Genomic DNA, 20,478 nt, shown 5'->3' with positions numbered 1-20,478 from the left:
ACCGCCCCCTAATTTCCGCTTGTGCCGGGGACCTTCCCCCACAGGCTTGCTCGCCCGTTGCCTGGGCTGGTTTGGACGATCGCAGAGGAGTTATTTCGTGACTGAGAATACCCAGAAACCTACCGCCACTTTTACCAAGCGCCGTGACGTCGAAATCCGTGCCGCCCGTGGCAACAAGCTGACCGCGAAAAGCTGGTTGACCGAAGCGCCACTGCGGATGCTGATGAACAACCTCGACCCCGAAGTGGCCGAGAACCCCAAGGAACTGGTGGTCTACGGCGGTATCGGCCGGGCCGCGCGGAACTGGGAGTGCTACGACAAGATCGTCGAGAGCCTGACCAACCTGAATGAAGACGAGACCCTGCTGGTGCAATCCGGCAAGCCGGTCGGCGTCTTCAAGACCCACAGCAACGCCCCGCGCGTACTGATCGCCAACTCCAACCTGGTGCCACACTGGGCGAATTGGGAGCACTTCAACGAACTCGACGCCAAGGGCCTGGCCATGTACGGCCAGATGACCGCCGGCAGCTGGATCTACATCGGCAGCCAGGGCATCGTCCAGGGCACCTACGAAACCTTCGTCGAAGCTGGTCGCCAGCACTACGACAACAACCTGAAAGGTCGTTGGGTCCTGACCGCGGGCCTCGGCGGCATGGGCGGCGCACAGCCTCTGGCGGCAACCCTGGCCGGCGCCTGTTCGCTGAACATCGAGTGCCAGCAGGTCAGCATCGATTTCCGCCTGAACAGCCGTTATGTCGATGAGCAAGCCACCGACCTCGACGACGCCCTGGCGCGTATCGCCAAGTACACCAAGGCAGGCCAGGCGATTTCCATTGCCCTGCTCGGCAACGCGGCGGAAATCCTGCCGGAGCTGGTCAAGCGTGGCGTGCGTCCGGACATGGTCACCGACCAGACCAGCGCCCACGACCCGCTCAACGGCTACCTGCCGGCCGGCTGGACCTGGGAAGAGTACCGTGCCCGCGCCATCACTGAACCCGCAGTGGTCGTGAAGGCCGCCAAGGCGTCGATGGCCGTGCACGTCAAGGCCATGCTCGACTTCCAGAAACAAGGCATCCCGACCTTCGACTACGGCAACAACATCCGTCAGATGGCCCAGGAAGAAGGCGTGGAAAACGCATTCGACTTCCCGGGTTTCGTCCCGGCTTATATCCGTCCGCTGTTCTGCCGTGGCATCGGTCCGTTCCGTTGGGCTGCACTGTCGGGCGATCCGCAGGACATCTACAAGACCGACGCCAAGGTCAAGGAACTGATCCCGGACGACGCCCACCTGCACAACTGGCTGGACATGGCCCGTGAGCGCATCAGCTTCCAGGGTCTGCCGGCGCGGATCTGCTGGGTCGGCCTGGGCCTGCGCGCCAAGCTCGGCCTGGCGTTCAACGAAATGGTCCGCAGCGGCGAGCTGTCGGCGCCGATCGTGATCGGTCGCGACCACCTGGACTCCGGTTCCGTGGCCAGCCCGAACCGTGAAACCGAATCGATGCAGGACGGTTCCGATGCCGTGTCCGACTGGCCACTGCTCAACGCCTTGCTCAACACCGCCAGCGGCGCGACCTGGGTGTCCCTGCACCACGGCGGCGGCGTCGGCATGGGCTTCTCCCAGCACTCGGGCATGGTGATCGTCTGTGACGGTACCGACGAAGCGGCCGAGCGTATCGCTCGCGTTCTGCACAACGACCCGGCCACCGGCGTTATGCGTCACGCCGATGCCGGTTACCAGATCGCCATCGACTGCGCGAAAGAGCAGGGCCTGAACCTGCCGATGATTACCGGTAAATAAGCGGTTGGAGGAAACCCGATCTGTAGGAACCGGCAAACCGGCTCCTACAGATCGGGTGTTTCACCTGGAGCCTGTTTCACAACGCTGTGCACCTAACTAAAACAATCCACAGAGGTTGAACAATGTCTGCGTCAAATGATCGTGCAAGCAGCAAACCGTTGATCGAAAGGCGTTCGATCGACTACATCCCGGAAGCGGAAAGACACGGTCGTCTACTCAGTCAGTTCACCCTGTGGTTGGGTGCCAACCTGCAAATCACCGCGATTGTCACGGGCGCCTTGGCGGTCGTGCTCGGCGGTGATGTCTACTGGTCGCTGATCGGCCTGCTGATCGGGCAACTGATCGGTGGCGGGGTCATGGCGTTGCACGCCGCGCAAGGTCCGCAACTGGGCCTGCCGCAGATGATTTCCAGCCGTGTGCAGTTCGGTGTCTATGGGGCGGTGATCCCGTTGGTGCTGGTGTGCCTGATGTATATCGGCTTTTCCGCCAGCGGTTCGCTGCTGGCGGGGCAGGCGGTGGCGCAGCTGCTGCATGTGGAAGACTGGGTCGGCATTGTGTTGTTCGCCGCCAGTATCCTGGTCTGCACCATCTTCGGTTACCGGGTGATCCACGGCATCGGCCGGATCGCCAGCGTGCTCGGGGTGGTTGCCTTCGTCTACCTGTTCTACAAATTGTTGGCCGGCAACGATATCTCGGCGCTGCTCGGCAACAAGCATTTCTCCCTGGCGAGTTTCCTGTTGGCGATGTCCTTGTCGGCATCCTGGCAGATCGCGTTCGGGCCTTATGTGGCGGATTACTCGCGTTATCTGCCGCGCAGCACTTCGCCGGTGAAAACCTTCTGGGCCGTGGGCCTGGGTTCGGTGATCGGCGCGCAGGCGTCCATGGTCTTCGGCGTCTTCGCCGCCGCCCTGGCCGGCTCGCAGTTCTCCCACCACGAAGTCTCGTTCATCGTCAGCCTCGGCGGCACTGGCGCGGTCGCGGCGGCGCTGTATTTCGCCGTGGCCTTCGGCAAGGTGACGGTCACCACCCTGAACGCCTATGGCAGCTTCATGTCGATCGCCACCATCATCAGCGGTTTCCGTGGCAACCGGCATATCTCCAGTGGTGTGCGCCTGCTGTACATCTTCATCATGGTCAGCGTCTCCGCGGCCCTGGCGCTGCTGGGCAAGGATTCGTTCCTCAAGGAATTCTCCTCCTTCATCCTGTTCCTGCTGACGTTCTTCACGCCCTGGAGCGCGATCAACCTGGTGGACTTCTACTGCATCACCAAGGAACGCTATGACATTCCCGCGCTGTCCAATCCCAAGGCGCGCTACGGCGGCTGGAACATCCTGGGCATCAGCATCTATGTGTTCGGCGTGCTGATCCAGATGCCGTTTATCAACACCCAGTTCTACACCGGCTCCCTGGTGGCTGGCCTGGGCGATACTGATATCTCCTGGATCATCGGCCTGGTGGTGCCGGCGGCGTTGTACTACGTCGCGGCGAAGAAGTGGCATGGGGCAATTCCTGATCGTCTGATCCTGCCGGTAGAGTCGGCCGTGGAAGCGCCGGCCCAGCCCCGTGGTCGCGTACAACCAGCGTCGAACTGACCGGTTGCAGCCGGGTGTCCACGTGGGTGAGCGTGGACAGGGCCTGCTCGCAGGCCAACCCGGGCCGCTAGTCTCATGAGCGGCGTTAACCCTTTTATGATTTGGAGCGGCACAGTATGAAGATGACCAAGACCCTGCTGACCACGGCGCTGTCCCTGGGCCTGTTGGTCGTGGCCGGCGCAAGCCAGGCCGCCGGCTGGTGCGAATCCGGCAAGCCGGTGAAGTTCGCGGGTCTGAATTGGGAAAGCGGCATGCTCTTGACCGACATGCTGCAATTCGTGCTGGAAAAGGGTTACGACTGCAAGACCGACGCCCTGCCGGGCAACTCCATCACCATGGAAAACGCCTTGAGCAGCAACGATATCCAGGTTTTCGCCGAGGAATGGGTCGGCCGCAGCGAAGTCTGGAACAAGGCTGAAAAAGCCGGCAAGGTCGTCGGGGTCGGCGCCCCGGTGGTGGGTGCCGTCGAAGGTTGGTATGTGCCGCGCTACGTGATCGAGGGCGATGACAAGCGCAACCTCAAGGCCTTGGCGCCGAACCTCAGGCACATTGCCGACCTGGGCCAATACGCCGCCCTGTTCAAGGACCCGGAAGAGCCGAGCAAAGGCCGCTTCTACAATTGCCCGGCGGGCTGGACCTGTGAGCTGGAAAACAGCGAGATGCTGAAAAGCTACGGTCTGGAAAAGTCCTATACCAACTTTCGCCCTGGCACCGGCCCGGCACTGGACGCCGCCGTGCTGTCGAGCTACAAGCGTGGCGAGCCCATTCTGTTCTACTACTGGTCGCCGACGCCCCTGATGGGCCAGGTCGACCTGGTGAAACTGGAGGAGAAACCCGGTGTCGACAAGCGCGTGAGCATCAAGGTCGGTCTGTCGAAGACCTTCCACGAGCAAGCGCCCGAGCTGGTCGCCGTCCTGGAAAAGGCTAACCTGCCCATCGATCTGCTGAACCAGAACCTCGGTCGCATGACCCGGGAGCGGATCGAATCGCCGAAACTGGCGAAAATCTTCCTCAAGGAACACCCTGAGGTCTGGCAGGCTTGGGTCAGCGCTGACGCTGCCAAGAAAATCAACGCGGCTCTGTAGGTCGACTACCTCCCGGCTAACCGAGAGGCTGGCCGGGAAGTTCGCCACAACCACTTGATCGAGAGTTTCCAATGTTTCCCGAACGTTTCACATTTTCCATCGCCGACTGGGTCAACAGTTGGGTCGATGCACTGGTGACCAACTACGGCGATGTGTTCCGCCAGATCTCCGACACCCTGCTGTGGGCCATCGTCAATCTCGAGGGCCTGCTCCGCGCAACGCCCTGGTGGTTGATGTTGGTGATCGTCGGCGGTATCGCCTGGCACGCCACCCGCAAGCTGGTCACCACCACCGTTATCGTCGGCCTGCTGTTTCTGGTGGGAGCCGTCGGCCTGTGGGACAAGCTGATGCAGACCCTGGCGCTGATGCTGGTGGCCACCCTGATCTCGGTGCTGATCGGGATTCCCCTGGGGATTCTCTCGGCGCGCAGCAACCGCCTGCGTTCGGTGCTGATGCCGCTGTTGGACATCATGCAGACCATGCCCAGCTTCGTGTACCTGATCCCGGTGCTGATGCTGTTCGGCCTGGGCAAGGTCCCGGCGATCTTTGCCACGGTGATCTACGCCGCGCCGCCGCTGATCCGCCTGACCGACCTGGGCATCCGCCAGGTGGATGGCGAGGTCATGGAAGCGATCAACGCCTTTGGCGCCAACCGCTGGCAGCAACTGTTCGGCGTGCAACTGCCGTTGGCCCTGCCGAGCATCATGGCCGGGATCAACCAGACCACCATGATGGCGCTGTCGATGGTGGTGATCGCCTCGATGATCGGTGCCCGTGGCTTGGGCGAGGACGTGCTGGTGGGTATCCAGACCCTGAACGTCGGACGCGGCCTGGAAGCGGGCCTGGCGATCGTGATTCTCGCGGTGGTGATCGACCGCATTACCCAGGCCTATGGTCGTCCACGGCATGAGGTGAGCAAATGAGCGAGGCCATCGTCAGCAAGATCGAAGTCAAGAACGTCTTCAAGATCTTCGGTTCGCGCGAGAAGGACGCGATGAACCTGATTCGCCAGGGCAAGACCAAGGACCAGGTGCTGGCCGAGACCGGTTGCGTGATCGGGGTCAACGACCTGTCGCTGAGTGTCAGTACCGGTGAGATTTTCGTGATCATGGGCTTGTCGGGTTCCGGCAAGTCGACCCTGGTACGGCATTTCAACCGCCTGATCGACCCGACCAGCGGCGCGATCCTGGTGGACGGCGTGGACATTCTCCAGCACGACATGGAGGCGCTACGCGAATTCCGTCGGCACAAGATCAGCATGGTGTTCCAGAGCTTCGGCCTGTTGCCCCACAAGACCGTGCAGGAAAACGTCGCCTACGGCCTCAAGGTCCGTGGCGAGAGCAAGGAAGTCTGCGCCGAGCGCGCCTTGCACTGGATCAATACCGTGGGCCTGAAGGGCTACGAGAACAAGTACCCGCACCAGCTGTCGGGCGGTATGCGCCAGCGTGTGGGCCTGGCCCGGGCGTTGGCGGCGGACACCGACATCATTCTGATGGACGAGGCGTTCAGTGCCCTGGACCCGCTGATCCGGGCGGAGATGCAGGATCAGTTGCTGGAACTGCAGAAGACATTGCACAAGACCATCGTGTTTATCACTCATGACCTGGATGAAGCGGTGCGGATCGGTAATCGGATTGCGATTCTCAAGGACGGCAAGTTGATTCAGGTCGGGACGCCGAAGGAGATCCTGCATTCGCCGGCGGATGAGTATGTGGATCGGTTTGTTCAGCGGCGTGCCGCGATCGTTTAAGCAGATGAGGTTGAAGATGTCCCAGGCTGAAAAAATCGTTATCGCCGACGCCCCCTTGCGTTGGCAGGATGTGGTCGCGGTGGCCCGTCATGGCGCGTTGCTCGAACTGGCGCCGCAGACCTGGGCGCGGATCGACAACGCCCAGGCCATCGTCCAGCGCATCGTTGTCAGCGGTGAGCGCGCCTATGGCGTGAACACCGGCCTCGGCGCGCTATGCAATGTCTCGCTGTCCGGCGAACAACTCAGCCAGTTGTCGCGCAACACCCTGCTCAGCCATGCCTGCGGCGTCGGCGCGCCGCTGCCCGACGAACAGACCCGGGCCATCCTCTGCGCCGCCATCGTCAACTACAGCCACGGCAAATCCGGCCTGCACCGCCAGGTGGTCGAAGCCCTGTTGGCCCTGCTCAACCGCGGTATCACCCCGCAAGTGCCGGCCCAGGGCTCGGTGGGTTACCTGACCCATATGGCCCATATCGGCATCGCCCTGCTCGGTGTTGGCCAGGTGAGCTATCGCGGGCAGATCGTTCCGGCGCACCAGGCCCTGGCCGCCGAAGGCCTGCAACCGGTGCAACTGGGGGCCAAGGACGGTCTCTGCCTGGTCAACGGCACGCCGTGCATGACCGGCCTGAGCTGCCTGGCCCTGGCCGACGCGACCCGCCTGCTGCAATGGGCCGATGTGGTAGGGGCCATGAGCTTCGAGGCCCAGCGCGGGCAGATCGCCGCGTTTGATGCGCAAATCATCGCACTCAAGCCCCATCCCGGCATGCAGCAGGTCGGCAACAACCTGCGCAGCCTGCTCGACGGCAGCGAAGTGATCGCCGCCAGCCTGGGTATTCGCACCCAGGACGCCCTGAGCCTGCGTTCGATCCCGCAAGTCCACGGTGCCGCCCGCGACCAGCTGGCTCACGCCACCCGGCAGATCGAAATCGAACTCAACGGCTGCACCGACAACCCGTTGCTGTTGGGTACGCCGGACAACTACCGGGTGATGTCCCAGGCCAACCCCCATGGCCAATCGGTCGCCCTGGCGGCGGACCTGCTGGCAATCGCCATGGCGGAAATCGGCTCGATTGCCGAACGCCGTCTCGATCGCCTGATCAACCCCCATGTCAGCGGCCTGCCGGCGTTCCTGGTGAGCAACCCCGGGGTCAACTCCGGGATGATGATCGTGCAGTACGTCGCCGCGTCCCTCTGTGCGGAAAACCGCCAGTTGGCGCAGCCGGCGGTGCTCGACAACTACGTCACCTCGGGCCTGCAGGAAGACCACCTGAGCCTGGGCACCAACGCCGCGCTGAAATTGCACCGGGCCCTGGAAAACTGTACGCAGATCCTCGCCATCGAGTACCTGCTGGCGGCCCAGGCCTTTGAATTCCTCAAGGAGCAGCGCTTCGGCGCCGGCACCGAGCGTGCCTGGAAACTGCTGCGCGAGCGTGTTCCGGCCTACGACCAGGACCGCTGGCTGGCGCCGGATATCGCCAGCGCGGCGAGCCTGCTCAAGGACCCACTATTGATCCAGGGCAGGTTTCCCGACCTGCACTGATTCCACGAATAACCAGCGTGCCAAGGCGCCTCCGGCTCAAAAAGTCGGCGGCGACGGATAACGGAAGCTTCCGGAGCGTCTGGTAGTTGATAAAACTCTCAAAAGGAGCATGAATGTGACTGCGTTGAACCTGATTCCCGGCCAACTGAGCCTGGCCCAACTGCGTGCCATCTACCAGCAGCCGGTGAAACTGACCCTGGACGACAGTGCCTCGGCACAGATCGAAGCCAGCGTGGCTTGCGTCGAACAGATCCTCGCCGAAAACCGCACCGCCTACGGCATCAACACCGGTTTCGGCCTGCTGGCCTCGACCCGTATCGCCAGCGAAGACCTGGAAAACCTCCAGCGCTCCCTGGTGCTGTCCCATGCCGCCGGTGTCGGCGTGCCGATCAGCGATGCGCTGGTACGCCTGATCATGGTGCTCAAGGTCAACAGCCTGAGCCGTGGTTTCTCCGGGATTCGCCGCCAGGTGATCGACGCCCTGATCGCCCTGATCAATGCCGAGGTCTACCCGCATATTCCGCTGAAAGGTTCGGTCGGTGCTTCCGGCGACCTCGCGCCGCTGGCCCATATGTCCCTGGTTCTGCTGGGTGAAGGCAAGGCCCGCTACAAGGGTGAATGGCTGGACGCCCACGCCGCGCTGAAACAGGCCGGCCTGCAACCGCTGACCCTGGCCGCGAAGGAAGGCCTGGCGCTGCTCAACGGCACCCAGGTGTCCACCGCCTTTGCCCTGCGCGGTCTGTTCGAAGGCGAAGACCTGTTCGCCGGCGCCCTGGTCAGCGGTGCGCTGACGGTTGAAGCGGTACTGGGTTCGCGTTCGCCGTTCGACTCGCGTATCCATGCCGCCCGTGGTCAACATGGCCAGATCGATGCGGCTGCCGCCTATCGCCACCTGCTGGGCGAGCGCAGCGAAGTGTCCGACTCCCACGAGAACTGCGAGAAGGTCCAGGACCCGTACTCCCTGCGTTGCCAGCCACAGGTCATGGGCGCCTGCCTGACCCAGTTCCGCCAGGCCGCCGAAGTGCTGGTGATCGAAGCCAACGCGGTGTCCGACAACCCGCTGGTGTTCGCCGCAGAAGGCGATGTGATCTCGGGCGGCAACTTCCACGCCGAGCCGGTGGCCATGGCCGCTGACAACCTGGCGTTGGCGATTGCCGAAATCGGTTCCCTGAGCGAGCGCCGCATCTCGCTGATGATGGACAAGCATATGTCGCAACTGCCGCCGTTCCTGGTGGCCAATGGCGGCGTCAACTCCGGCTTCATGATCGCCCAGGTGACCGCCGCGGCCCTCGCCAGCGAGAACAAGGCCCTGGCGCACCCCCACAGCGTCGACAGCCTGCCGACTTCCGCGAACCAGGAAGACCATGTGTCGATGGCCCCGGCAGCTGGCAAGCGTCTGTGGGAAATGGCTGAAAATACCCGTGGGATTCTGGCGGTGGAATGGCTGGCGGCTTGCCAGGGTCTGGACCTGCGCAATGGCCTGAAAACCTCGCCGGCCCTGGAAACCGCGCGGGCGACCTTGCGTGAGGAAGTGGCGTACTACGAGAAGGACCGTTTCTTTGCCCCGGATATCGAGGCGGCGACCGAGTTGCTGGCTTCCCGTTGCCTGAATGCCCTGGTCCCGGCGAAGTTGCTGCCAAGCCTGTAAGCGTTGCCCGAGAACGGACTGGGGTTGAGCTCGCTCGTCACAAGGCGGCGGGTCAGCCAGTTTGCGGGTTGTTGCCACCCGGCCGATGCGTTTTGCCTGCGCGTGCCGGGTTGGGTACTCTGCGACCCCTTTTGCGGCCGGGCGGTCGCAAGACACTCGCCATCAGTCTGATTCTCATCGAGTTTTACCGATAAGAATAATTAAGGACGAGCAATGCAACAGCAAGTCAAAGGTTTGAAACGCGGGCTTTCGGCCCGACATATTCGCTTCATGGCCCTGGGGTCCGCTATCGGCACCGGGCTGTTCTACGGCTCCGCCTCGGCCATCCAGATGGCCGGTCCGGCCGTGCTGCTGGCCTACCTGATCGGCGGTGCCGCAGTGTTCATGGTCATGCGCGCCCTCGGCGAAATGGCCGTGCACGATCCGGTCGCCGGTTCCTTCGGCCACTACGCCAGCACCTACATCGGTCCCCGTTCCGGTTTTATCCTCGGTTGGACCTATGCATTCGAGATGGTTATCGTCGGCCTGGCCGACGTCACGGCCTTCGGCATCTATATGGGCTTCTGGTTTCCCGACGTCGATCGCTGGGTCTGGGTGCTCGGCGTGGTCTTCTTTATCGGCGCGCTGAACCTGTGCACGGTCAAGGTCTTCGGCGAAATGGAGTTCTGGCTTTCGCTGCTCAAGGTCGGCGCCATTGTCGCGATGATCCTCGGCGGCTTCGGCATTATGTTCTTCGGCATCAGCACGGCCACGCCCTCGGCGAGCGTCGGTATCAGTAACCTCTGGAGCAACGGCGGCTTCATGCCCAACGGCGCGGCCGGGATGATCGCCTCGTTCGCGGTGGTCATGTTCGCCTTCGGCGGTATCGAGATCATCGGTGTCACCGCCGGTGAAGCCCAGGACCCGCAGCGGGTGATCCCCAAGGCGATCAACGCGGTGCCACTGCGCATCCTGCTGTTCTACGTGCTGACCCTGTTCGTGCTGATGTCCCTCTACCCGTGGCAGCAGATCGGTAGCCAAGGCAGTCCCTTCGTGCAGATCTTCCAGAACCTGGGGATCGGCTCGGCGGCGACAGTCCTCAATATCGTGGTGATCTCGGCGGCGATTTCCGCCATCAACAGCGATATCTTCGGCGCCGGGCGCATGATGTACGGCCTGGCCGAGCAAGGTCATGCGCCGAAGGCCTTTGCCAAGCTGTCCCGCGCCGGTGTGCCGTGGATGACCGTGGTGGTCATGGCCGCCGCGCTGCTGCTGGGGGTGCTGCTCAACTACCTGATCCCGGAAGATGTATTCCTGCTGATCGCGTCCATCGCCACCTTCGCCACGGTGTGGGTGTGGATCATGATTCTGGTCACCCAGGTGGCCATGCGCCGTTCCATGAGCCGTGAACAGGCCGCGCAACTGAAGTTCCCGGTGCCGTTCTGGCCCTATGCGCCGATGGCGGCGATTGCCTTCATGGTGTTTATCTTCGGCGTGCTGGGCTATTTCCCCGACACCCGGCCGGCGCTGATCGTCGGTGCGATCTGGATCGGCCTGCTGGTGCTGGCCTACCAGGTCTGGGTCAAGCCGAAGGCGGCCCAGGCCGCAGGCGCTCAGCAAGAACCTGCTTTGTCTCATCGATAACCTAACGGAGGCCCCGGATGAAAACGCTTTGGCAGAACTGTCACGTTGCAAGCATGGCGCAAGGCACTTACTCGATCATCGAGGATGCCGCCATCGTGACCGTGGCGTCGACGATCGAGTGGATCGGCCCGCGCGCCGAACTGCCGGCGGCGGATTATCCCCGGGTCGAGGATCTGGACGGCGCCTGGGTCACGCCGGGGCTGATCGATTGCCACACCCACACGGTGTTCGGCGGCAACCGCAGCGGTGAATTCGAGCAGCGCCTGCAAGGCGTGAGTTATGCCGAGATCGCCGCCGCCGGTGGCGGGATTGCCAGCACCGTGCGGGCGACCCGTGCCGCCAGCGAGGACGAGCTCTTCGCCAGCGCCCGGCAACGCCTGACCTGCCTGCTGCGCGACGGTGTGACCAGCGTCGAGATCAAGTCCGGCTACGGCCTGGACCTGGACAGCGAGCGCAAGATCCTCAAGGTGATTCGCCGTCTCGGCGCCGAGCTGCCGGTCAGTGTGCGCAGCACCTGCCTGGCCGCCCATGCCTTGCCGCCGGAATATGTCGGGCGGGCCGACGATTATATCGAGCATATCTGCAGCGAAATGCTTCCGGCCCTGGCGGCCGAAGGCCTGGTGGATGCGGTGGATGCCTTCTGCGAATACCTGGCGTTTTCCCCCGATCAGGTCGAGCGGGTATTCAAGGTCGCGCAGCAACTGGGCCTGCCGGTAAAGCTGCATGCCGAGCAGCTGTCGTCACTGCATGGTTCGAGCCTGGCGGCGCGTTACCAGGCGCTGTCGGCGGACCACCTGGAATTCATGACCGAAGAGGACGCCATCGCCATGGCCGCCTCCGGTACCGTCGCGGTGCTGTTGCCCGGGGCGTTCTACTTTCTGCGCGAAACCCAGTTGCCGCCGATGGATGCCCTGCGCAAGCACGGTGTGAAGATGGCCATCGCCAGCGACCTCAACCCTGGCACCTCGCCGGCGCTGTCCCTGCGCTTGATGCTGAACATGGCCTGCACCCTGTTCCGCATGACCCCGGAAGAAGCCCTGGCCGGTGTTACCCAGCATGCCGCCACGGCGTTGGGCATGGGTGCTACCCACGGTTCGCTGGAGATCGGCAAGGTTGCGGATTTCGTCGCCTGGCGGATCGAACGCCCGGCGGACCTGGCCTACTGGCTGGGCGGTGACCTGAGCAAGCGCGTGGTGCGCCATGGTGTCGAAGTATTGATCTAGGAGATTGTCCTGTGGATAACGTTCTGAGTTTCAAACAAGGTCGCGTGCCGCTGTTGATCAGCATGCCCCATGCCGGTGTGCAGTTGACCCCGGCGGTCAAGGCCGGGTTGGTCCCCGAGGCGCAAAGCCTGCCGGACACCGACTGGCACATCCCGCGGCTCTATGATTTCGCCGCCGAACTGGGTGCCAGCACCCTGGCGGCCGGTTATTCGCGGTTTGTCATCGACCTGAACCGGCCGTCCGACGACAAGCCGCTGTATGTCGGCGCCACCACCGGACTGTACCCGGCCACCTTGTTCGACGGCGTGCCGTTGTTCGTCGAGGGGCAGGTGCCGTCGGCCGAAGAGCGGGCGAACTACCTGGAGCAGGTCTGGACGCCTTATCACCAGACCTTGCAGCAGGAACTGGCGCGACTCAAGGCCGAGTTCGGTTACGCCTTGTTGTTCGACGCCCACTCGATCCGCTCGGTGATCCCGCACCTGTTTGACGGCAAGCTGCCGGACTTCAACCTGGGCACCTTCAACGGTGCCAGTTGTGACCCGCAACTGGCGGCTCGGCTGGAAGGCATCTGTGCCGGGCATCCGGCTTATAGCCATGTGCTGAACGGGCGCTTCAAGGGCGGGCATATCACCCGTCACTATGGTGACCCGGCGCAGAACATCCACGCGGTGCAGCTCGAACTGGGGCAGTGCACCTACATGGAAGAGTTCGAACCGTTCAACTACCGCAGCGACCTGGCGGAACCGACGCGGGTCGTGCTCAAGGAACTGCTGCAAGGCCTGCTGGACTGGGGCCGCGAGCACTACGGGCGCTGATTTATCCCGGGAGCACCTCGACGCCCGGGCTCAGGAAGTCGATGTGATAACCGCTGGCGCCGTCCCCCAGGCCTACATGCACGCCGCTGACGCCTTCGTTCATCGGCGAGTTGTGGCTGTAGTTGATATTCGGTCCGATGGTGTCGTTGACGCCAATGGCGAACTCGCTGAGGAACAACCCCCGGTCGCCCGCGGCCCGCGCCAGCAGGCCGGCATATTCCTGCCCGGCGACCTTGAAGGAGCGCACCTGGTTGTGTTCGATGTGCAGCCAGGCCTGGTGCCGGGCGACACGCTGGGTCAGTTCCAGCAACTGTTCGTCGACGCCGCTGGCCAGCGGCGTCCGGCGACGGCCCTGGGAGGTCAGCAGGCCGCTGATGCGCAGGATACCGTTCAATTGGAAGAGGTCGGGGCTGTCCGGGCGCATGTGCGCGTAATGCACCTCGAACAATTCCGAGACGGACAATACGAACCGCTCGCTGATCTCGTCGCGGGTCGTGACATAGGGGGCCGAACGGCTTTTCAACCAGACATCGGCCCGCGATCCCTCTCCGACCAGATGCAGGCGTTGGTGCCGGCTCAAGAGCCTGAGATGGTCGCGCTGGCGCCTCAGGCAGTCGGCGAAATCGCTGCGCAGTAACAGCATCAGGCTGTACAGCGCATTTTCCAGGCCTGAATCGAAAGCGTGCAACGGGCAGAGAATGCATTGTTTGTCCCGGGTCCTGGCCGCGCGCTCATAGAATTGCCGGGCGCCCCGCCTGGTAAAGGAAAACACCAGGCTTTGCGCCGGCAGCGGTTCGGTCGAGTCGACGACGGCGGCATCCAGCCCCAGTTCGGAGAGGGCACGGATAAACATTTCGTTGTCAGCGAGGATGATGGCTTTCTCCGGGTAGGAAAGCAGGCCCGGCAAACAGTCTTGTTGCATTGGAAACTCCCTTTCACTTTTGCACGGCTACCCCGGCAGAACGGCTCCTGCCGCTCTACGTGACCTGGCTATTGAAGCGTTTATCGGGCCGGCTTGAACACTGACCGAACGGCTAGGCAGCGTCCGACGGAAGGGAAAGTGCGACAAATACGTCTGTACACCCGCACTTTTGACAAGGGCATGCCGATTCCGCGATTCGGGTTTATGATGCCGGACGGCAGAATAATATGAAGTCCCCATCAGGGATGACCTCGACCCCTACGGAGCGCGTGATGCAGACTTTGTACCCGCAGATCAAACCCTACGCCCGGCACGATCTGGCCGTGGATGAAACGCATGTACTGTATGTCGATGAAAGTGGTTCGCCGGAAGGCTTGCCGGTGGTCTTTATCCACGGAGGCCCGGGAGCCGGTTGCGATGCGCAGAGCCGGTGCTATTTCGACCCCAACCTGTTTCGTATCATCACCTTCGACCAGCGCGGTTGCGGGCGCTCAACCCCCCATGCGAGCCTGGAGAACAACACCACCTGGGACCTGGTGGCGGACCTCGAGCGGATTCGCCAGCACCTGGGGATTGAAAAATGGGTGCTGTTCGGCGGCTCCTGGGGCTCGACGCTGTCCCTGGCCTACGCCCAGACCCACGCGGAGCGGGTGCATGGCCTGATCCTGCGGGGGGTTTTCCTGGCCCGGCCACAGGACGTCGATTGGCTCTACCAGAGCGGGGCCAGCCGTCTGTTCCCGGATTACTGGCAGGACTACATGGCGCCGATCCCGCTGGATGAGCGCGACGACCTGCTCAACGCATTCCACAAGCGTCTGACCGGCAACGACCAGATCGCCCAGATGCACGCGGCCAAGGCTTGGTCCCTGTGGGAAGGCCGTACCGCGACGCTGCGCCCGAACCCGCTGGTGGTCGATCGCTTCTCCGAGCCGCAGCGCGCGCTGTCGATTGCCCGGATCGAATGCCACTACTTCACCAACAACTCCTTTCTCGAACCCAACCAACTGATCCGCGACATGGACAAGATCGCCCACCTGCCGGGGGTGATCGTGCACGGTCGCTACGATGCGATCTGCCCATTGGACAACGCCTGGGAGTTGCACCAGGCCTGGCCCAACAGCGAGTTGCAGGTGATTCGCGATGCCGGTCACGCGGCTTCCGAGCCGGGGATCACCGATGCCCTGGTACGCGCGGCCGACCAGATGGCCCGACGCCTGCTCGACCTGCCTCTCGAAGAAGCATGAAGGGGCTGTTGCAACGGGTCAGCGGCGCGCGGGTGGAAGTGGCGGGAGAAATCGTCGGGGCCATCGACCAGGGGTTGCTGGTGCTGCTGGCGGTGGAACCGGGCGATACCCAGGCACAGGCCGACAAACTGCTGAAGAAGCTGCTTAACTATCGGGTGTTCAGTGATCCGCAGGGCAAGATGAACTTGTCCCTGGCGGACACCGGCGGCGGGTTGCTGCTGGTGTCGCAGTTCACCCTGGCGGCCGATACCCAGAGTGGATTGCGTCCGAGCTTCTCCACGGCGGCGCCTCCGGCGCTCGCCGAGGTGTTGTTCGACTACGTAGTGGCACAGGCGCAACGCTTGCATGGGCAGGTGGCGACCGGGCGTTTCGGGGCGGACATGCAGGTACATCTGGTCAATGATGGCCCTGTGACCTTCCTGTTACAGACCTGAATGCATCAAAAACGACGTACTTGGCTGAAAACAGGAGGTTTTCGCGATAAATACTTTGTTTCACCTGATGCGTTGTAACGCGGCCTACTAGATAATCGCGCGCTACGGGGATCGGCGTTCGTTGGTCCAATTTGACTTAGGTAGAGACTTGTCCGTGACCGTTTGGGGAATCATTTGCCCCCATGGGAGTCGGAACAATGCTCGCCAACCTGGCATATAGATAGCTAGCCGTTGGTTTTTGATCTGTTTTCGGCGAGGGTTGCTCGTGATTGTTAGTCCCTGTAATGCTCCAACACTGACCGCCAAAGGGTTGAGAAAAGCACTGGTGGCGGGCTCGGCACTGCTTTGCCTGCTCAGCGCCGGCCAACTCTTTGCGTTCAATCTGGATGATGTGTCGGCCAAGGCCAAGACGCTGGCCGGGCAGAAATACGAAGCTCCGCGCAGCAATCTGCCGAACGAGTTCCGTGACATGAAGTTCGCGGACTACCAGAAAATCCGTTTCCTGACCGACAAGGCCGAATGGGCGGGCGAGAAAACCCCCTTCAAACTGTCGTTCTACCATCAGGGCATGCACTTCGATACGCCGGTGAAAATCAACGAAATCACCGCCGACGATGTGAAAGAAATCAAGTACGACCCGACCCGTTTCGATTTCGGTGACGTCAAGTTCGATCCTAAATCCACCGAACAGCTGGGTTATGCCGGCTTTCGTGTGCTTTACCCGATCAACAAGGCGGACAAGCAGGACGAGATCATGACCATGCTCGGCGCGAGTTACTTTCGCGTCGTCGGCAAGGGCCAGACCTATGGCCTGTCGGCCCGTGGCATGGCCATCGACACTGCCTTGCCGTCCGGCGAAGAGTTCCCGCGCTTCACCGAGTTCTGGATCCAGCAACCGAAGCCGACCGACAAGCACCTGGTGATTTTCGCCCTGTTGGACTCGCCACGGGCTACCGGCGCCTACCGCCTGATCCTGCGTCCGGGCACCGACACCATCGTCGACGTGAAGGCGCAGATGTTCCTGCGTGACAAGGTCGGCAAGCTCGGCGTAGCGCCGTTGACCAGCATGTTCCTGTTCGGCGCCAACCAGCCGTCCAAGGTCCTCAACTACCGTCGCGAGCTGCATGACTCCAGCGGCCTGTCGATCCATGCCGGCAATGGCGAGTGGGTCTGGCGTCCGCTGAACAACCCGAAACACCTGTCGGTGAGCAATTTCTCCGTGGAAAACCCACGGGGCTTCGGCTTGCTGCAACGTGGCCGTGATTTCAGCCACTACGAAGACCTTGACGACCGTTACGACAAGCGCCCAAGCGCCTGGATCGAGCCCAAGGGCGACTGGGGCAAGGGCACCGTCGACCTGGTGGAGATTCCGACCGCCGACGAAACCAACGACAACATCGTGGCTTTCTGGAACCCGGCCGAACGCGCCGACACCGGTCAGCCGATGAACTTCGCCTATCGCCTGCACTGGACCACTGATGAAGCGGCCCTGCATTCGCCGGACGGCGCCTGGGTCAAGCAGACCCTGAAGTCCACCGGCGACGTCAAGCAATCCAACCTGATCCGTCAGCCGGACGGCAGCGTGGCCTACCTGATCGACTTCGAAGGTCCGTCCCTCAAGGCCCTGCCTGAAGACGCGCCGGTACGCAGCCAGGTCAGCGTCGGCGACAACGCCGAACTGGTGGAAAACAGCCTGCGCTACAACCCGGAAACCCAGGGCTGGCGCCTGACCCTGCGCCTGAAGGTCAAGGATCCGGGCAAGGCCACCGAGCTGCGCGCGAACCTGGTCAAGGACCTCGCCACGGCGGATCCGGCCAAGGTTGCGGTCTCTTCCCAGGTGGTCAAGGCCGACAAGGTTGCGGCCAAGCAGCAGGAGAAAGAGAAGGCCCTGGAGAAGAAAGAGCAGGCTCAGGAGAAGAAGGATCCGGCCCAGGATAAGAAAGAGCCGGTCCAGGACAAGAAGGATCCGGCCCAGGATAAGAAAGAGCCCGCCCAGGACAAGAAAGAGCACGACGCCGCGGCGCCGGCTCCCGAGGCTGCCCCTATCACCCCGGAACCGGTGCCGACTGAGCAAGTCCTGACCGAGACCTGGAGCTACCAGTTGCCTGCCGATGAGTAACCCAAACGTACAGCCAGAGGCTCTTTTCGAGTACCTGGCACACTTGCCGCTGAGCAATGAGCAACGTGCGGAGCTGGCGAACTGTACCTCGTTCGCCGAACTGCACGAGCGCCTGAGCGAACAACCGCTGCTTGACTCCGCCGAGGCCGCGCAGGCTTCGGTGGGGCGCCGCCTGACCCTCGATTCGGCCGCCGAGCTGGAAGACGCCGAGATGCTCGCGGTGGATGCTTCCGGGCGCGTGCGCCTCAAGGCCACGCCGCCGATCCGCCGGACCAAGGTGGTCCCGGAGCCGTGGCGCACCAATATCCTGGTGCGCGGCTGGCGGCGTATGACCGGACGGAGCAATCCGCCGGTGCCCAAGGACGACAAACGCGACCTGCCCCATGCGCGCTGGCGCACCGTGGGTTCGATTCGTCGCTATATCCTGCTGGTGTTGATGCTTGGCCAGACCATCGTTGCCGGCTGGTATATGAAAGGCATCATGCCTTACCAGGGCTGGGCCTTCGTCGATCTCAACGAAGTGGTGCATCAACCGCTGTTGCAGACCGCCCAGCAAGTGCTGCCTTATCTGCTGCAAACCAGCATCCTGGTGCTGTTCGGGATTCTGTTCTGCTGGGTTTCGGCGGGTTTCTGGACCGCGCTGATGGGCTTTCTCGAATTGCTCACCGGGCACGACAAGTACCGTATCTCCGGTGCCAGCGCCGGCAGCGAGCCGATCGCCAAGGATGCGCGTACCGCCATCGTCATGCCGATCTGCAATGAAGACGTGCCGCGAGTCTTTGCCGGCCTGCGGGCGACCTTCGAGTCGGTGGCGGCCACCGGTGACCTGGACCGCTTTGACTTCTTCGTCCTCAGCGACAGTAACGACACCGATATCTGCGTCGCCGAGCAACAGGCCTGGCTGGATGTCTGCCGCGAAGCCTCGGGCTTCGGCAAGATCTTCTACCGCCGTCGCCGTCGTCGCGTGAAGCGCAAGAGCGGTAACCTTGACGACTTCTGCCGTCGTTGGGGTGGCGACTACAAGTACATGGTGGTGCTCGACGCCGACAGCGTCATGAGCGGCGAGTGCCTGACCAGCCTGGTGCGGTTGATGGAAGCCACGCCGGACGCCGGGATCATCCAGACCGCGCCACGGGCGTCGGGCATGGACACCCTCTATGCGCGCATGCAGCAGTTCGCGACCCGCGTCTACGGTCCGTTGTTCACCGCCGGCCTGCACTTCTGGCAGCTGGGCGAATCCCACTACTGGGGTCACAACGCGATCATCCGCATGAAGCCGTTTATCGAGCACTGCGCCCTGGCGCCGTTACCCGGTAAAGGTGCCTTCGCCGGCGCGATCCTCTCCCACGACTTCGTCGAGGCCGCGCTGATGCGCCGTGCCGGCTGGGGTGTATGGATCGCCTACGACCTGCCGGGCAGCTACGAAGAACTGCCGCCGAACCTGCTCGACGAGCTCAAACGCGACCGCCGCTGGTGCCACGGCAACCTGATGAACTTCCGCCTGTTCCTGGTCAAGGGCATGCACCCGGTGCACCGCGCGGTGTTCCTCACCGGCGTGATGTCCTACCTGTCGGCGCCGCTGTGGTTCTTCTTCCTGGTGCTGTCGACGGCCCTGCTGGCGGTCAACACGCTGATGGAGCCGCAGTACTTCATGGAGCCGCGCCAGCTCTATCCGCTGTGGCCGCAATGGCATCCGGACAAGGCGGTGGCGCTGTTCTCCACCACCATCGTGCTGCTGTTCCTGCCCAAGCTGCTGAGTATCATCCTGATCTGGGCCAAGGGTGCGAAAGAGTTCGGCGGCAAGTTCAAGGTGACCTTGTCGATGCTGCTGGAGATGCTTTTCTCCATGTTGCTGGCGCCGGTGCGGATGATTTTCCACACCCGTTTTGTCCTGGCCGCGTTCCTCGGCTGGGCGGCGACCTGGAACTCTCCGCAGCGTGACGACGACTCCACGCCGTGGGGCGAAGCGGTGCGCCGGCATGGTCCGCAAACCCTGTTGGGTGCGCTCTGGGCACTGCTGGTGGTCTGGCTCAACCCGAGCTTCCTCTGGTGGCTGACCCCGATCGTCGGTTCGCTGATGCTGTCGATCCCGGTCTCGGTGATTTCCAGTCGGGTCAACCTGGGCTTGCGTTCCAGGGATGAGAGCCTGTTTCTCATTCCCGAGGAATACAATCCGCCCCAGGCGCTGCAGGCAACGGATGAGTACACCCACGAAAACCGTTGGCATGCGCTGAATGACGGCTTTGTCCGGGCCGTGGTCGATCCACGCCAGAATGCCCTGGCCTGCGCCCTGGCAACGGCCCGTCACGGCCACGCCGAGCCGATCGAATGGCTGCGTGTCGAGCGTGTTCGGCATGCGCTGAAGGTCGGGCCATCCGGTCTGGACAATCAGTCGCGGCTGCACCTGCTGAGCGATCCGGTGGCCCTGACCCGCCTGCATGAGCAGGTCTGGAGCGAAGGCCACGCCGAATGGTTGGGCGCCTGGCGCGACTCGATCAAGGCCGATCCCCATGCGCCGTTGCTGCCCCTGCAGCCGGCCACAGCGCCGGCCCAGCCGGCCTGACGCCCGAGGGGCCGCGGTGTGACAAGCACCGCGGCCCCTTTGTCATTTGGTAACAAAAGACCCGTCCCCCCTTGGTGTTGCCCCGTACTCGAGTACGTTAGGATCGCCCCCCAAAATCGTGC

The 20,478-nt window shown here is 62.9% G+C and carries 15 protein-coding genes; 14 read left to right on the top strand and 1 reads right to left on the bottom strand.

Annotated elements, in window-relative coordinates; all coding sequences use genetic code 11:
* Positions 1–97 precede the first annotated feature (97 nt).
* The 10 genes from hutU (at position 98) to hutG (ending at position 13,074) form a co-directional block, all read left to right on the top strand.
* Complete coding sequence (gene hutU, locus M5C01_RS07195) at positions 98–1,798, top strand: urocanate hydratase (RefSeq protein ID WP_103495490.1); 1,701 nt, start codon at positions 98–100, stop codon at positions 1,796–1,798.
* Between the two features lie 122 nt (positions 1,799–1,920).
* Positions 1,921–3,390: a cytosine permease gene (locus M5C01_RS07190; protein ID WP_152737780.1), complete on the top strand. Its 1,470-nt coding sequence runs from the start codon at positions 1,921–1,923 to the stop codon at positions 3,388–3,390.
* Positions 3,391–3,506: 116 nt separating this feature from the next.
* Positions 3,507–4,475, top strand: a complete 969-nt coding sequence (locus M5C01_RS07185) for an ABC transporter substrate-binding protein (RefSeq protein ID WP_152737779.1) — start codon at positions 3,507–3,509, stop codon at positions 4,473–4,475.
* A gap of 71 nt (positions 4,476–4,546) precedes the next feature.
* Positions 4,547–5,398 carry a proline/glycine betaine ABC transporter permease gene (locus tag M5C01_RS07180; protein ID WP_152737778.1) on the top strand — a complete coding sequence of 284 codons (852 nt, stop codon included), beginning with the start codon at positions 4,547–4,549 and terminating at the stop codon, positions 5,396–5,398.
* Positions 5,395–6,225 (top strand): glycine betaine/L-proline ABC transporter ATP-binding protein, encoded by an 831-nt coding sequence (locus M5C01_RS07175; RefSeq protein WP_152737777.1) that lies wholly within the window; start codon positions 5,395–5,397, stop codon positions 6,223–6,225. Before M5C01_RS07180 ends, M5C01_RS07175 begins: the two co-directional genes overlap by 4 nt.
* 16 nt (positions 6,226–6,241) lie before the next feature.
* The gene (gene hutH / locus M5C01_RS07170) at positions 6,242–7,765 is read left to right on the top strand and encodes a histidine ammonia-lyase (RefSeq protein ID WP_103497743.1); all 1,524 of its coding nucleotides are present in this window, start codon (positions 6,242–6,244) and stop codon (positions 7,763–7,765) included.
* A 109-nt stretch (positions 7,766–7,874) separates the two neighbouring features.
* Positions 7,875–9,413, top strand: a complete 1,539-nt coding sequence (gene hutH / locus M5C01_RS07165; RefSeq protein WP_103497738.1) for a histidine ammonia-lyase — start codon at positions 7,875–7,877, stop codon at positions 9,411–9,413.
* 213 nt (positions 9,414–9,626) lie between these two features.
* Positions 9,627–11,036 carry an amino acid permease gene (locus tag M5C01_RS07160; RefSeq protein ID WP_152737776.1) on the top strand — a complete coding sequence of 470 codons (1,410 nt, stop codon included), beginning with the start codon at positions 9,627–9,629 and terminating at the stop codon, positions 11,034–11,036.
* 17 nt (positions 11,037–11,053) lie between these two features.
* Positions 11,054–12,259, top strand: a complete 1,206-nt coding sequence (gene hutI, locus M5C01_RS07155; protein WP_152737775.1) for an imidazolonepropionase — start codon at positions 11,054–11,056, stop codon at positions 12,257–12,259.
* A gap of 11 nt (positions 12,260–12,270) precedes the next feature.
* Positions 12,271–13,074 (top strand): N-formylglutamate deformylase, encoded by an 804-nt coding sequence (hutG, locus tag M5C01_RS07150; RefSeq protein ID WP_178129795.1) that lies wholly within the window; start codon positions 12,271–12,273, stop codon positions 13,072–13,074.
* A gap of 1 nt (position 13,075) precedes the next feature.
* Here the strand turns inward: hutG and M5C01_RS07145 are convergent, their stop codons facing one another.
* Positions 13,076–13,996: a hypothetical protein gene (locus tag M5C01_RS07145; RefSeq protein WP_152737774.1), complete on the bottom strand. Its 921-nt coding sequence runs from the start codon at positions 13,994–13,996 to the stop codon at positions 13,076–13,078.
* Between the two features lie 272 nt (positions 13,997–14,268).
* Between M5C01_RS07145 and pip the strand changes: the two genes are divergently transcribed.
* From pip to mdoH, 4 genes are all read left to right on the top strand, one after another.
* Positions 14,269–15,240, top strand: a complete 972-nt coding sequence (gene pip / locus M5C01_RS07140; protein ID WP_103497730.1) for a prolyl aminopeptidase — start codon at positions 14,269–14,271, stop codon at positions 15,238–15,240.
* On the top strand, positions 15,237–15,674 hold the full coding sequence (dtd, locus tag M5C01_RS07135; RefSeq protein ID WP_152737773.1) for a D-aminoacyl-tRNA deacylase: 438 nt from the start codon (positions 15,237–15,239) through the stop codon (positions 15,672–15,674). The genes pip and dtd overlap by 4 nt, the downstream gene beginning before the upstream one ends.
* 265 nt (positions 15,675–15,939) lie before the next feature.
* Positions 15,940–17,793: a glucan biosynthesis protein G gene (locus M5C01_RS07130; RefSeq protein ID WP_103497741.1), complete on the top strand. Its 1,854-nt coding sequence runs from the start codon at positions 15,940–15,942 to the stop codon at positions 17,791–17,793.
* Positions 17,786–20,356 carry a glucans biosynthesis glucosyltransferase MdoH gene (gene mdoH, locus M5C01_RS07125; protein WP_152737771.1) on the top strand — a complete coding sequence of 857 codons (2,571 nt, stop codon included), beginning with the start codon at positions 17,786–17,788 and terminating at the stop codon, positions 20,354–20,356. Before M5C01_RS07130 ends, mdoH begins: the two co-directional genes overlap by 8 nt.
* Positions 20,357–20,478: the final 122 nt, after the last annotated feature.

This window comes from Pseudomonas sp. MWU12-2319, assembly GCF_023242525.1.
Lineage (GTDB): Bacteria > Pseudomonadota > Gammaproteobacteria > Pseudomonadales > Pseudomonadaceae > Aquipseudomonas > Aquipseudomonas gingeri_D.
Note: the sequence above shows the minus strand (reverse complement) of the source record. Positions and strands in the feature narration are given on the sequence as shown.

Bases quoted from the DNA above. Each gene is read 5' to 3' on its own strand.
- hutH (WP_103497743.1), top strand. From the start codon at position 6,242: ATGTCCCAGGCTGAAAAAATCGTTATCGCCGACGCCCCCTTGCGTTGG.
- M5C01_RS07190 (WP_152737780.1), top strand. From the start codon at position 1,921: ATGTCTGCGTCAAATGATCGTGCAAGCAGCAAACCGTTGATCGAAAGG.
- M5C01_RS07180 (WP_152737778.1), top strand. From the start codon at position 4,547: ATGTTTCCCGAACGTTTCACATTTTCCATCGCCGACTGGGTCAACAGT.
- hutH (WP_103497738.1), top strand. From the start codon at position 7,875: ATGAATGTGACTGCGTTGAACCTGATTCCCGGCCAACTGAGCCTGGCC.
- M5C01_RS07185 (WP_152737779.1), top strand. From the start codon at position 3,507: ATGAAGATGACCAAGACCCTGCTGACCACGGCGCTGTCCCTGGGCCTG.
- mdoH (WP_152737771.1), top strand. From the start codon at position 17,786: ATGAGTAACCCAAACGTACAGCCAGAGGCTCTTTTCGAGTACCTGGCA.
- M5C01_RS07145 (WP_152737774.1), bottom strand. From the start codon at position 13,996: ATGCAACAAGACTGTTTGCCGGGCCTGCTTTCCTACCCGGAGAAAGCC.
- M5C01_RS07160 (WP_152737776.1), top strand. From the start codon at position 9,627: ATGCAACAGCAAGTCAAAGGTTTGAAACGCGGGCTTTCGGCCCGACAT.
- M5C01_RS07175 (WP_152737777.1), top strand. From the start codon at position 5,395: ATGAGCGAGGCCATCGTCAGCAAGATCGAAGTCAAGAACGTCTTCAAG.
- pip (WP_103497730.1), top strand. From the start codon at position 14,269: ATGCAGACTTTGTACCCGCAGATCAAACCCTACGCCCGGCACGATCTG.
- dtd (WP_152737773.1), top strand. From the start codon at position 15,237: ATGAAGGGGCTGTTGCAACGGGTCAGCGGCGCGCGGGTGGAAGTGGCG.
- hutI (WP_152737775.1), top strand. From the start codon at position 11,054: ATGAAAACGCTTTGGCAGAACTGTCACGTTGCAAGCATGGCGCAAGGC.